Raw genomic sequence first — 13,597 nt, 5'->3', positions numbered from 1 at the left:
CAGGCCCCCGCACAACCCCTTCCAAAGGAGACCCCCGAATGACAACCTCCCGACCCGCCCGCCAGGCCCCGGGAGCCGCCCGATGAGAGTCCTACTGATCGGAGCCAACGGCTACCTGGGCCGCTTCGTAGCCGACCGCCTCCTCGCCGACCCGGCAGTCCAACTCACCGCCCTTGGCCGCGGCGACGACGCCGACGTCCGCTTCGACCTCGCCTCCGGCAGCCCCGGCGCCCTCACCCGCTTCCTCGACGCCGTCCACCCCGGCGTCGTCATCAACTGCGCCGGCACCACAAGAGGCGGCGCCCGCGAACTCACCCGCCACAACACCGTCGCCGTCGCCACCGTCTGCGAGGCCCTCCGCCGCAGCGGCTGCGGCGCCCGCCTCGTCCAGATCGGCTGCGCCGCCGAGTACGGCCCCAGCCAGCCCGGCTCCTCCACGGCCGAGGACGCCGTCCCCCGCCCAGGCGGCCCCTACGGCGTCAGCAAACTCGCCGCCACCGAACTCGTCCTCGGCTCCGGCCTGGACGCAGTAGTCCTCCGCGTCTTCTCCCCGGCCGGCCCCGGCACCCCCGCCGGCTCCCCCCTCGGCCGCCTCGCCGAAGCCATGCGCCGCGCCATGCAGACCGGCGACGGCGAACTCAAACTCGGCGGCCTCGGCGCCCAACGCGACTTCGTCGACGTACGCGACGTGGCCCGCGCCGTGCACGCCGCCTCGCTTTCCGCCGCCCAGGGCGTCATCAACATCGGCTCCGGCCGCGCCGTCCGCCTTCGCGACGCTGCCGCGATCCTCGCCCGCGTGGCCGGTTACGGCGGCGCACTGCACGAACTCGACGGCCCCCCCGGCGCCCTTCGCCCCTCCATCGGCCACCCCCGCCCGGAACCCCTGGCGCACGCCCGCACGAACGACCCCCTCGGCCTCCGCACCGACCCGGACCACGCACCGCACGGAACTCACACCGCGCACCCCCCACACACAACGCAGCTCCCGCACACATCGCACGCCGCACAGTCCGCGCACACCAGCCCCGCCGCCTACCCCTACCCGGACGGCTGCGGCAGCTGGCAGCAGGCAGACGTCCGCACCGCACGCGACCGCCTCGGCTGGCGCCCCCGCATCAACCTCGAGGAGTCCCTCGCGGACATCTGGATGGAGGCGGCATGCCGTATCTGACCAGGACAAGGGCGAGCACGGCCGACACCGACATCCGCACCGCCTTAGGCGTCCCCGGCCACGCACACCCCCTCCTCGCCCCCACCGAGTGGGCCGAACTTACCCGCCGCGGCCCCGCTCTGCACTGGGTCGTCCTGAACATCGCCGACGGCCCCGGCGCCCTCCCCGACCCGCACTGCCTGGAGGCGGCCGGCCGGCTCCGCAACACAGGAGTCCGCGTCCTCGGCCATCTCGCCATGCGATACGGAGCCCGCCGCTTCAGTGAGACGATCGCGGACGCCCGCCGGTATCTGGACTGGTACCAGGTCGACGGCTTCCTCCTCGACCGCTGTCCCGCCGACCGCGCCACCCTCCCCGAGATCCGCCGCACCGCGACCACCCTTCGCGCCCTGCGTGACGATGCCCACATCGTCCTCGGCCACGGCACCCACCCGTATCCCGGCTATGCCGAGTGCGCCGACCAGCTGGTCACATTTCGTGGCCCCTGGAGCGACTACCGCTGGTCGCAGGCGGCCGAGTGGACCGCCGACCACGGGCCCGAGCGCTTCTGCCACTTCGTGCACGGAGTGCCCCGCGGCCACCTCGACGAGGCGCTGCGCATCGCCCGCTGGCAGGGCGCCGCGACCATCTACTTCACCGACCGCACGGACCGCGGTGGCCGCACGGACCCCTGGGAGACCATGCCCGGCTACTGGGACGAAATCGTCTCGCGTGTCGGAACAGGTGTCTCGGAATGAAAAAGGCCGTGGCAGTGTTACGGGGAGAACAACTGTAGTGATAGACCGACCAACGGAGTCCCCGTGTCGCTGCCACCCCTGGTCGAGCCGGCCCCCGAGCTCACCGTAGACGAGGTCCGCAGGTACTCCCGCCACCTGATCATCCCCGACGTCGGGATGGACGGGCAGAAGCGGCTGAAGAACGCCAAGGTGCTCTGTGTGGGCGCCGGCGGCCTGGGCTCGCCGGCCCTGATGTACCTGGCCGCGGCGGGTGTCGGCACCCTCGGCATCGTGGAGTTCGACGAGGTCGACGAGTCGAACCTGCAGCGCCAGATCATCCACAGCCAGGCCGACATCGGCCGCTCCAAGGCCGAGTCGGCCCGCGACAGCGTGCTCGGCATCAACCCGTACGTGAACGTGATCCTTCACGAGGAGCGGCTCGAGGCCGACAACGTGATGGACATCTTCAGCCAGTACGACCTGATCGTCGACGGCACGGACAACTTCGCGACCCGCTACCTGGTCAACGACGCCTGCGTGCTGCTGAACAAGCCGTACGTCTGGGGCTCGATCTACCGCTTCGACGGCCAGGCCTCCGTGTTCTGGTCCGAGCACGGCCCCTGCTACCGCTGCCTCTACCCGGAGCCCCCGCCCCCCGGCATGGTCCCCTCCTGCGCGGAGGGCGGCGTGCTCGGCGTGCTGTGCGCGTCGATCGGCTCCATCCAGGTCACCGAGGCCATCAAGGTCCTCACGGGCACGGGTGAGCCGCTGGTCGGCCGACTGATGATCTACGACGCCCTGGAGATGCAGTACCGCCAGGTCAAGGTCCGCAAGGACCCCAACTGCGCGGTCTGCGGCGAGAACCCCACCGTCACCGAGCTCATCGACTACGAGGCCTTCTGCGGCGTCGTCTCCGAGGAGGCCCAGGCGGCGGCCGTCGACTCCACGATCACTCCCAAGCAGCTCAAGGAGTGGATCGACGACGGCGAGAACATCGAGATCATCGACGTCCGCGAGATCAACGAGTACGAGATCGTCTCGATCCCGGGCGCCAAGCTGATCCCGAAGAACGAGTTCCTCATGGGCGCCGCCCTGGAGTCCCTCCCGCAGGACAAGAAGATCGTCTTGCACTGCAAGACGGGTGTCCGCAGTGCGGAAGTCCTGGCGGTCCTGAAGTCCGCGGGCTTCTCCGACGCCGTCCACGTCGGCGGCGGCGTCATCGGCTGGGTCAACCAGATCGAACCGCACAAGCCGGTCTACTGATCCGGCCCGGCTTACCGTCCGGCGGGGGCTCCGCGTACCACGAGTGCGCGGAGCCCCCGTTGGCGTCATGAGCAGACCTTGCCGTCCTTCGGCACCGTGCCGTTCAGCACGTACGCGTTGATCGTCGAGTCGACGCAGTCGCTGCCACTCCCGTAGGCACCGTGCCCGTCGCCCTTCCAGGTGAGCATCACGCCGACGCCCTTGCCCAACTCGTCCGCCATCCTGCGGGCGCCCTCGTACGGAGTCGCCGGGTCGCCGGTGTTGCCCACCACGAGGATCGGCGCCGCGCCCGGGGCGCTCACCTCCGGGGTGTCGAACTGCCCGGCCACCGGCCACTCGTGGCACCAGCCCGCTGTGTCCCAGCCGAGGAAGGGACCGAACACCGGCGAGATCTTCTCGAACTCCGGCAGCAGTTCCTTCGCCTCCTCGGGCGTGGGCCGCTGCTTGTCGTCCAAGCACGATATGACCCGTTGCGAGTGGGTCGCCGTGGCGTAGTGGCCCGAGGCGTCACGCTCGTTGTAGCCGTCGGCGAGCGCCAGCAGCGCGGTGCCGTCGCCCTGTTCGGCGGCCTCCAGGGCGCCGGTGAGAGTGGGCCAGCTCGACTTGCTGTACAGGGGCAGGACGATGCCGGTGAAGGCGAGCGTCTGCGTCAGCTTCCGCTCGGTCGACGTCTGCAGCGGCTCCGCGTCGATCCGCCGCAGTAGGTCCGCGATCTTCCGGGAACCTTGCTCCGGGTCCTGGCCGGTCGACTTCAGGTAGTCGTTGAGTGCGCGCTGGAAGCCCAGCGTCTGATTCTTGGCGTGGCCCACCGCGTCGGCGCTGGGGTCGACGACCGCGTCCAGGATCAGCCGCCCCACGTTCTTGGGGAACAGATGGGCGTAGACGCCGCCGAGTTCCGTGCCGTAGGAGATGCCGAAGTAGTGCATCTTCGGGTCGCCCAGGACGTGCCGCATCAGGTCCATGTCGCGGGCGGTGTCGGTGGTCGAGACATGCGCCATCAACTGCCCGGCGGACTCCTCGCAGCCTTTGCCGAAGTCGGCGGCGTCCCGGAAGTACGCCGTCTCCTCGGCCGACGTGTCCGGACTGACGTCCACCGCCTCGGCGGCTTGGATCTCCTCGTCGCCGCGGCAGCGGATGCCCTCACTGGCGCCCACTCCGCGCGGATCCCAGCTGACGAGGTCGTACCGCTCATGGAGTTCCGAGACGGTGGAGGCGTATGCCGGCAGCGTGGCCACCCCCGAGCCGCCAGGCCCGCCGAAGTTGAACAGCAGCGAGCCGATGCGGTCGTCGCCGTCGGCCTCCGAGCGAATCAGGGCCAGGTCGATCGTCCTGCCCTCCGGTTTCGCCCAGTCCAGCGGCACCTTGAGCGTCGCGCACTGCCACTCGTCACCCGGTGCGGCGTCGTCGTCGGTGGCCTCGCAGTCGCCCCAGTCGAGATTCTGTTCGCTGAGCGACGAGGGCAGCCCGGACGCGGATCCGCCCGACGATGAGGACGACGGCGGGTCGGACGCCCCCTTGCCGTTGTCGGACGAGTCGTCGGACGAGCCGCCGCACCCCGATGCCAGTAGCCCGGCGGCGACGGTCAGCGCCGTCCACCGTACGAAGCGTGCCATGGCCGCAATCCCCCCTGTTAGGGCCGCCCGCGCTCGACCGCGAACAGCTGTCCCGCCATGGTAGGCCGATCAAGCCGAACCCGTCGGAGCCTGTGGATAACCTTCTGACCTGCGGATTCGCCGCGAGATCCGGCTCGCCTCAGGAGCAGACCGTACCGGCCGCCGGCACCTTCCCGTCCAGGAGATAGCCGTCCACCGCCGTCTGCACGCACTTGTTCTTGCTGTCGTACGCGCCATGTCCTTGGCCCTTGTACGTCAGCTCCACGCCGACCCCCTTGCCCAGAGCCTGGACCATCCTGCGCGCTCCTTCGTACGGCGTGGCCGGGTCGCCGGTGTTGCCGACGACGAGGATCGGCGCCGAACCGGGTGCGCTCACGTCCGGATGGTCGGCCGCGCCGGGCACCGCCCAGTCGGTGCAGCTGATCATGCTCCAGGCCAGGAAGTCGCCGAACACCGGCGAGGCGGCCCGGAACTCGGGCAGCTTCCGTTGCACATAGTCGGAGGTGTACCTCGGCTTGTCGTCGGCGCAGTTGATGGAGACGTTGGCCGCGGTGAGGTTGCTGTACTCGCCGTTCTGGTTGCGGCCGTTCAACGAGTCCGACAGCAGCATCAGGATCTCCCCGCTCCCGTCGTACGCCTGTTCAAGCCCCTCGGTGAGGTACTCCCAGAGGTCCTGCGAGTACAGCGCCTGGGCGATGCCGCTCGTGGCGGCGGTCTGGGTCAGCTCGCGGGGGAAGATGCCGGGGATCGGCTTGCGGTCCAGGTCCTTGAGCAGCTTGGCGATGCGGTTCTTCACGTCCTGCGCGGTGTCTCCGACCGGGCAGTCCTCCTCCTGCGACACGCAGTGCTGTGCGTAGTTGTCGAGCGCGAGCTGGAAGCCCTTGGCCTGTCCGAGTGAGCCCTGTTCGGGGTTCTGCGTGGGGTCGACGACCGCGTCGAACACCGCCCGGCCCACGTTCTTCGGGAACAGGTGCGCGTAGACGCCGCCCAGTTCGGTGCCGTAGGAGATCCCGAAGTAGTGCAGCTTGTCGTCGCCGAGCACCTGGCGCATCAGGTCCATGTCGCGGGCCGCGTCGGTGGTGCGCACTTGCGGCAGCATCGTCTTGGAGTTCTTCTCGCAGGCCGCGTTGAACTCCCTGACGTTGTCGACGTACTCCGTGCGCTCGCGGGAGTCGTCGGGTGTGGCGTCCTGCTGGAAGTAGGCGTCGAGCTGCTGGTCGTTCTCGCACCACACTCCGGCGCTGCGACCGACCCCGCGCGGGTCGAAGCTCACCAGGTCGTAGCGGGTGCGCAGCTTGGCGTAGTCCGCGCCGAACGCGGGCAGGGTGGTGACGCCCGAGCCGCCGGGCCCGCCGAAGTTGAAGATCAGTGAGCCGATGCGCCTGCTCGCCTCGCCGCTCGCCCTCGCCCGGATCAGCGCGATGTCGATCGTGTCGCCCTTGGGGTCGTCCCAGTCGAGGGGTGCCTTCATGCTCGCGCACTGCCACTCGGCGCCGCCCGGAAGGGGAGACGGGGCGTCGCCGCCGCCCTGTGCCTGGGAGGGCGGCGGGCAGTCCGTCCAGCTCAGCTTCTGGGCCGTCAGGTCCTCGTCCTTGGAGTCATCGCCGCACCCCGCCAGCACGGTGGACAGCAGCACGGCGGTGACGGTCAGGGCGGCGGCGCGCAGCCGGGAAGGATTCGGCATGCATCCATCCTCCGCCCGCTGACGCCGGGGCGCTCGGGACGTGGGCCGTACGGGGTACGCGCGCGTTGATTGCCCTGCCCGCACTGCTGCTCTACAGCGCGCCCTTCCGCGTCAGGTGGTTGAACGCCAGCCAGCCCGGCAGTACCGGCAGCCACAGCGTCAGGAGACGGAACAGCAGTACGGCGGGGGCGGCGACCTCGCTGGGCAGGCCGACGGCGATCAGGCCGACGGTCAGGGTCGCCTCGACGGCGCCCACGCCGCCCGGCGTCGGCGCGGCCGAGCCGAGGGCGTTGCCCGCGAGGAAGACCACGGCCACGCTGGCGATGCTCAGCGAGGTCGTCTCGTCGCCGAATGCGCGGATCGAGGCGTCGAGGCACATCACGAAGCAGGCGGTGAGCAGCAGCATGCCGCCGATGCCGGTGATCAGCTTCTGCGGCCGCTGGAGCACGTCCAGCATGCGCGGCACGACACCCGCGAAAAGCGACCGCACGCGCGTGGAGACGAACTTCCGCAGGAACGGCACGGAGGTCACCACCAGCACCAGCACCGCCACCGTCAGCAGACCCGCGATGACCGTCCGGGACGGCGACAGGGAGGGGGTCTTCTCGGTGCCGGTCAGGTAGCCGAACGCCAGCAGCATCAGGATGTGGCAGCCGAGCCCGAACAGCTGTGACGCGCCGACGCTGGCCACCGCGAGCCCGGGCCGTACGCCCGAGCGCTGCAGGAAGCGCGTGTTGAGCGCGACACCGCCGACCGCTGCCGGTGCCACGATCTTCACGAACGACCCGGCGACCTGCGCCGCCACGGTCCGCGGGAACGGCACCCGTTCGGGCACGAAGCCGAGCAGCGCCATCGCGGCGGCCACGTAGCTCAGCGCCGAGAACAGCACGGCGGCGATGACCCAGCCCCACTCGGCATTGGCCACCAGTGGCCCGAACTCGATGTGCGTGAGCTGGGTGAGGAGGAAGTACGCGCCGATCGCGCCGGCGATGAAACTGATCAGCGTGCGCGGCCGCACCCGCTCCAGGCGGGCCGGCTCGACCGGCGCCTGCGGCCGGATCCGCAAGACCTCGTGCCGGATCTGGGTGAGCGGATCCTCCTCGCGCGCCTCCTCCAGCGCTTCGTCGATGGCCCGTTTCTCGGCCCTGTTCTGCGCGCGTACGGCCTTCTTGTCGGGCTTTTCCAGTACGACCGCGGCGTCGCCCCCAGCCGTCTCCGGACGGGTCGGCTTGGCTTGCCGGGACGCCTGCAGCACCGCCTCGCGCTCGCGCTCCGCCCGCTCCCTCGCCAGCCGCCGCAGCGTCGCGCGCGTGGAGCGGGTCAGCGCGATGGGCTGCAGCATCGGCAGACAGTCGGCCACCGCGTCGGGGCCGAGCACCTCGACGGCGGAGGCCACCGCGCGCTCGGCGCCGACCCGCAGGGCCAGCGTCGTCATCAGCTGCGCGACGTCCATGCGCAGCAGCAGATCACCGGCCGCGATCTCGCCGCCGCGCAGGTCGGTGAGGACCACCGTGCCGGAACGATCCACCACGATCGCGTCGCCTGCCAGCCTGCGATGCGCGATGCGTCGCGACTGCAACGCCCGCACCTGGTGCCAGGTGTTGCGCAGCAGCTCGTCGGTGATCTCCTCGTCGGGCACTGAGTCGAGGGAGCGGCCGCCGGTGTGCTCATAGACGAGCATCACGGCGTCGGGGCCGAGCTCGGAGGTGGCGATCAGCTTGGGCGCGTTGGCGCCCGCCGCGATCGCCGCATACGCCAGCAGCGCCTCCTGCTCCAGCGCCTGCCGCAGCGACTGCAGGCTGCGCCGGGTGGCGAAGCCGCGCAGGGTCAGGTTGCGCCACACCCGGTAGAAGAATCCCTGCGCCTGCTGTTCCCGGTCGACGACCGTGACGTCCAGCGGCGGGCCGTTCTCCAGGGCGACGAAGTAGCGCCGGCCGCGGTCGCCGACGTCCGCGGTGTCCAGGGTGTCCTCGCGGGCCGCGCTCACCGGGTGGAAGCCGACGGTCCGCAGGCCCGCCATCAGCGTCCGGCCCGTCGGGCGGACGTTGGGTGAGCCGACCGCGTACAGCGTGCCGTAGGCCACGGTCCAGCCGATCAGCACCGTCAGGATGATCGAGAACGGTGTCGTGTAGCCGGTGACGAGCATCGAGAAGGCGTCGAGGAGCAGCACGATCCACAGCACTGCCCGCCAGCGGGGTCTGCGGGACATGCCGACGGCCGTCATATACGCGATGACCGGGGCCAGATAGCCGTGGACCGGGTCGGTGAGGGCGTTGATGTCACCGGGGGAGGGCTGGGTGAGCGCCTCCTGGATCGAGTCGGGGGCGGCCCGGGCGACCCACAGGTCGGTGGCGAGTGTCACCCCGTGGGCCAGGACGGCGGCGAGCACGCCGTCGGCGATGCGCAGCCCGTCCCGCTTGATCAGCCGCTCGATCGCGAACGCGACCGGCACCAGCAGGATGGCGATGCTGGACGCCAGCCCCGCGATCTTGATGAGCAGGTCGGGCGCCTGTCCGGTGCCCTTGTTGATGTCCTGTTCGAGCCCCGAGGTGGTGCCGTGCGCGAACGCGGCGATGGCCAGCAGCACGACGATCGCGAGCACGCCCACCAGGAGCCGCATCAGGTCGGAGGGGCGGTGCACGCGCGCGGGGAGGAGTGGCTCGTCGCCCTCGACCTCGTCGGTGTGCGGCTCACCGGATTCGTCACCGGGACCGCGCCCGGCCGTGTTGCCGGAGTCGTATCCGGTACCTCGGCCGGCCGTGCCGCCGGAGTCGTACCCGGTATCCCGGCCGGCCGTGCCGCCGCGGTCGTACCCGGTACCCCGGCCGGCCGTGCCGTCGGCGTCCTCGGCGGTGCCCCGCCCGGTCGGCTTCTCGGCCCCCTTCACCCGCGCCTCGTTCCCGTCGGCGGTGTCCGGGCGCGACGAGGCATCAGGGGTGCTCTCCGCGTCCTCGGGGTGCACACCCTGCTGCTTCATCGTCTCTTCTTGATCTCGTATCACCAGTCACCGCCCGCACGATGGTGGCATGCTCCACTGACACACGGGGGCATCAGGGTGCAAATGCGGGGGCGCACAGTCTGCCCGAAGCGGTGCCTCAGAGCGAGGGTTACGCACAGTGGCGAGCGCGTCGCGTTGTCGGAGGCGTGCGGCAGGATGGGGCGAATGAGCGAGGACAGCCTTCCCGGGGACGCCCACTCGGAGTACGCCCAGGATCTGCCGGATTACGCCGAGCGGGTCCTGGAGGTCGCCGACCTGATCCCGGCCGGACGGGTCATGACGTACGGGGACGTCGCCGAGTGGCTGGAGGAAGGCGGCCCTCGCCAGGTCGGCCGGGTGATGGCCCTCTACGGAGGTGCCGTCCCGTGGTGGCGTGTCGTGCGCGCGGACGGTGTCCTGCTCCCGGGGCACGAGCTGGAGGCCCTCGGCCACTACCGCGCGGAGGGCACGCCCCTGAAGGAGGCGGCCCGGACGGCCGAGGGTCACCTGCCGCGCGTCGACATGAGACGCGCGCGGTGGGACGGTGGCGAACTCGCGGGGGCTCACACCTGACAGCTTCCGCCATTGGACACGTCCGCGGGTGACACGTGATCCGTACGAGGGAAACAGGGCACGTCCGTGGCATGACGTACGTTCGTGGTGCGAGGGACATGCGGGTCCTGTGAGCCGTATGGGAAGAAGCGGAAGCCCTGCTTCCGTCCAACCCGTCGGCGTAGCGTCGGCTGCACGTGTCCCCCTCATCCCCCGGGCCACCGCCGTCCACGTACGGCGGTGAGCCCACCAGCACACCCACCAGGACCGGCGAACCACGTGAGCTCCTCTTCCTCCACCAGGCGCCTGTCGCACCACCCGGTGCGACAGGGGAACCGTGGCGCTTACCGACTGGTCCGTACCCCACCGGCCCGTTTGGATCCCCCTCGTCTGGACGCGGCACAGCGCGCCGTGGTTGACCACGAGGCCGGTCCACTGCTCGTCCTCGCCGGTCCGGGAACCGGCAAGACCACCACCCTGGTGGAGTCCGTCGCGTCCCGCATCGAGCGCGGGGTGGACCCCGAGCGGATCCTGGTGCTGACGTTCAGCCGCAAGGCCGCCGTCGAGCTGCGCGACCGCATGGCGCTGCGCATAGGGGCGGCGCGTGCGCCCCAGGCGACCACCTTCCACTCGCACTGCTACGCCCTGGTCCGCGCCCACCAGGACAGCGACCTGTTCGCCGAACCGCTGCGGCTGCTGTCCGGCCCCGAGCAGGACGTCGCCGTCCGGGAACTGCTCGCGGGCCAGCCCGAGCTGGAGCGGCTCGGTCTCGCGCACGTGCGCTGGCCGGACGAGCTGCGGGCCTGCCTGACCACGCGGGGCTTCGCCGACGAGGTCCGCGCGGTGCTCGCCCGCAGCCGCGAACTCGGCCTGGGCCCGGCCGCCCTGGATGCCTTCGCCCGTCGTATCGGCCGCCCCGACTGGCGCGCCGCGGCCGCGTTCCTCGCCGAGTACCTCGACGTCCTCGACCTGCAGGGCGTGATCGACTACGCCGAACTGGTCCACCGCGCGGTGCTCCTCGCCAGCAGCCCCGAGGTCGCGGCGCGGCTCGCCGCACAGTACGACGCCGTGTTCGTGGACGAGTACCAGGACACCGACCCCGCCCAGGTACGACTGCTGCGCGCCCTGGCCGGCGACGGCCGCACCCTTGTCGCCTTCGGCGACCCCGACCAGTCGATCTACGCCTTCCGGGGCGCGGACGTGAACGGCATCCTCGACTTCCCGGGCGCCTTCCCGCGCGCGGACGGCCGACCGGCCCCTGTCGAGGTCCTGCGGACCTCCCGCCGCTCCTCCGCCGCACTGCTCGCCGCGACCCGGCTGCTGACCCAGCGCATGCCGCTCACCCGGCTCCCGGCCGACAAGGTGCGTGCCCACCGGGAGCTCACCCCGGTACGGGACGGCGGTCGTGTCGAGGTCTACACGTATCCGACGCCCGGCACCGAGCTGGACAACATCGCCGACATCCTCCGCCGGGCCCATCTGGAGGACGGTGTCCCATGGGGCGAGATGGCGGTCCTGGTGCGCGCCGGATCCCGCACGATCCCCACGGTCCGCCGGGCTCTCACGGCCGCAGGCGTGCCCCTCGACATCGACGGCGACGACGTGCCGCTGCGCCACGAGCCGGCGGTGGCACCGCTGCTGACGGCCCTGCGAGCGGTGGCCACGGCGGAGGCGGGGCGCCCCGCACAGCGCCCCCCGGGCGCGTGCTGGCTCGAGACCGAGACCGCGCTCACCCTCCTCGCCTCACCCCTCGCCGGCATGGACGCCGCCGACCTGCGCCGGCTCGGGCGTGCCCTGCGAGAGGAGGAGCGGGCGGCCGGCAATCCCGTGCCTCCGCCGTCGGACGAGCTGCTCGCGCGGGCGCTCGCCGAACCCGAACGCCTGGTGGCGCACGACCCGGCGTACGCGCGTGGTGCCCAGCGCCTCGGCGCGTTGCTGCAGAAGGCGCGTGAGCGGCTCGCGGGCGGCGGTACGGCCGAGGAGGCGCTGTGGGACCTGTGGGAGGGCACGCCGTGGCCCGGGCGCCTGGAGCGGGCCGCCCGCCGTGGCGGCGCCGCCGGACGCAACGCGGACCGGGACCTGGACGCCGTGTGCGCGCTGTTCGCCACCGCGGCCCGCGCGGAGGAGCGCACCGGCGGCCGAGGCGCACTCAACTTCCTGGAGGAGCTGGAGGCCGAGGACATCGCCGCCGACACCCTCGCGGGGCGCGCCGTACGGCCCGACGCCGTGCGCCTGATGACCGCGCACCGCGCCAAGGGGCTTCAATGGCGCCTGGTCGTCGTGGCGGGCGTCCAAGAGGGCCTGTGGCCGGACCTGCGCCGCCGCGGCTCGCTCCTGGAGGCCGACCGCATCGGCCGCGACGGGCTCGCCGAACCACTCACCCCGGGGGCACTCCTCGCCGAGGAACGCCGCCTGTTCTACGTCGCCGCCACTCGCGCGCGTGAACGCCTCGTCGTCACCGCGGTGAAGGCCCCCGCCGACGACGGCGACCAGCCCTCCCGCTTCCTGACCGAGCTCGGCGTCGAACCCAGGGACGTCACCGGCCGCCCGCGCCGCCCGCTGTCCGTCGCCGCACTCGTCTCCGAACTGCGCGCCACGACCGTCGACCCGCGCGCGTCGGACGCCCTGAGGGAGGCCGCCGCCCGCCGACTGGCCAAGCTCGCCGCGCTCGCCGACGAGGACGGCCGTGCGCTGGTCCCGGCCGCGCACCCGTACCGCTGGTGGGGCATGTTCGAGCCGACCGAGTCCAAGGTGCCGCTGCGCAACCGCGACCAGCCCGTCGTGCTGTCGGGCAGCGCCCTGGACCAGCTCGCCAACACGTGCGCCCTGCAGTGGTTCCTCGGCCGCGAGGTCAAGGCCGACGCGCCCGCCACCGCCGCCCAGGGCTTCGGCAACGTGGTGCACGTCCTCGCCGACGAGGTCGCCTCCGGGCGCACCCCGGCCGACCTCGACGTCCTCATGGAGCGCCTCGACTCGGTGTGGGACGCGCTCGCCTTCGACGCCCCGTGGAAGTCGGCGCAGGAGAAGGACCACGCGCGCGTGGCGCTCGAACGCTTCCTCGAATGGCATGTGATGGACCGCACGGGACGTACGCCGGTGGCCAGCGAGCACGACTTCGACGTCACCCTCGAAGCAGGCGACTACGAGGTGCGCATCCGCGGCTCCATGGACCGCGTTGAGGCGGACGGCGAAGGACGCGCCTACGTCGTCGACTTCAAGACCGGCAAACAGGCCCCCAGCGCCGCCGATGTGGCCCGCCACCCCCAGCTGGCCGTCTATCAGCTGGCGGTGCGCGAGGGCGCCGTGGACGAGGCGTTCGACGGCGTGCGCCCCGACCCGGGCGGCGCCGAGCTGGTCCAGCTCCGCCAGGGCGCCGCCAAACGGGACGGCGGCGAGACGCTGCCCAAGGTGCAGGCCCAAGAGCCCCTGGAGGGGGAATGGGTCGGCGAGCTGCTGGCGACGGCGGCGGGCAAGGTACTCGACGAGCGCTTCACGCCGACGACCGGCCAGCACTGCACGCACTGCGCTTTCCGGGCGTCGTGCAGCGCACGCCCCGAGGGACGCCATGTGGTCGAGTGACCTACGGCACCACAGGGGCTGACCTGCGCTTCTCTCGCCCCG

8 protein-coding genes are annotated in these 13,597 nt (G+C 71.6%); 5 read left to right on the top strand and 3 right to left on the bottom strand.

The features are described from left to right. Positions 1–82 precede the first annotated feature (82 nt). From I2W78_RS12595 to moeZ, 3 genes are all read left to right on the top strand, one after another. The gene (locus I2W78_RS12595; RefSeq protein ID WP_196459560.1) at positions 83–1,171 is read left to right on the top strand and encodes an NAD-dependent epimerase/dehydratase family protein; all 1,089 of its coding nucleotides are present in this window, start codon (positions 83–85) and stop codon (positions 1,169–1,171) included. Beyond that, complete coding sequence (locus tag I2W78_RS12590) at positions 1,159–1,908, top strand: spherulation-specific family 4 protein (RefSeq protein WP_196459558.1); 750 nt, start codon at positions 1,159–1,161, stop codon at positions 1,906–1,908. Before I2W78_RS12595 ends, I2W78_RS12590 begins: the two co-directional genes overlap by 13 nt. Before the next feature lie 63 nt (positions 1,909–1,971). Next, a complete protein-coding gene (gene moeZ, locus I2W78_RS12585; RefSeq protein ID WP_196459556.1) occupies positions 1,972–3,150 on the top strand; it encodes an adenylyltransferase/sulfurtransferase MoeZ in 1,179 nt (392 codons plus the stop codon). Between the two features lie 65 nt (positions 3,151–3,215). Here the strand turns inward: moeZ and I2W78_RS12580 are convergent, their stop codons facing one another. From I2W78_RS12580 to I2W78_RS12570, 3 genes are all read right to left on the bottom strand, one after another. Further along, positions 3,216–4,763 carry an alpha/beta hydrolase gene (locus I2W78_RS12580; protein WP_196459554.1) on the bottom strand — a complete coding sequence of 516 codons (1,548 nt, stop codon included), beginning with the start codon at positions 4,761–4,763 and terminating at the stop codon, positions 3,216–3,218. A gap of 139 nt (positions 4,764–4,902) precedes the next feature. Next, the gene (locus I2W78_RS12575; RefSeq protein ID WP_196459552.1) at positions 4,903–6,447 is read right to left on the bottom strand and encodes an alpha/beta hydrolase; all 1,545 of its coding nucleotides are present in this window, start codon (positions 6,445–6,447) and stop codon (positions 4,903–4,905) included. A gap of 91 nt (positions 6,448–6,538) precedes the next feature. Further along, positions 6,539–9,424 carry a lysylphosphatidylglycerol synthase transmembrane domain-containing protein gene (locus I2W78_RS12570; RefSeq protein WP_196459550.1) on the bottom strand — a complete coding sequence of 962 codons (2,886 nt, stop codon included), beginning with the start codon at positions 9,422–9,424 and terminating at the stop codon, positions 6,539–6,541. A gap of 186 nt (positions 9,425–9,610) precedes the next feature. Between I2W78_RS12570 and I2W78_RS12565 the strand changes: the two genes are divergently transcribed. Together I2W78_RS12565 and I2W78_RS12560 are read left to right on the top strand one after the other, a co-directional pair. After that, positions 9,611–9,997, top strand: a complete 387-nt coding sequence (locus I2W78_RS12565) for an MGMT family protein (RefSeq protein ID WP_196459549.1) — start codon at positions 9,611–9,613, stop codon at positions 9,995–9,997. 258 nt (positions 9,998–10,255) lie between these two features. Next, positions 10,256–13,555: an ATP-dependent helicase gene (locus tag I2W78_RS12560; RefSeq protein ID WP_196459548.1), complete on the top strand. Its 3,300-nt coding sequence runs from the start codon at positions 10,256–10,258 to the stop codon at positions 13,553–13,555. The last annotated feature ends 42 nt before the right edge of the window (positions 13,556–13,597 follow it).

This window comes from Streptomyces spinoverrucosus, from assembly GCF_015712165.1.
GTDB classification, from domain to species: domain Bacteria; phylum Actinomycetota; class Actinomycetes; order Streptomycetales; family Streptomycetaceae; genus Streptomyces; species Streptomyces spinoverrucosus_A.
Note: the sequence above shows the minus strand (reverse complement) of the source record. Positions and strands in the feature narration are given on the sequence as shown.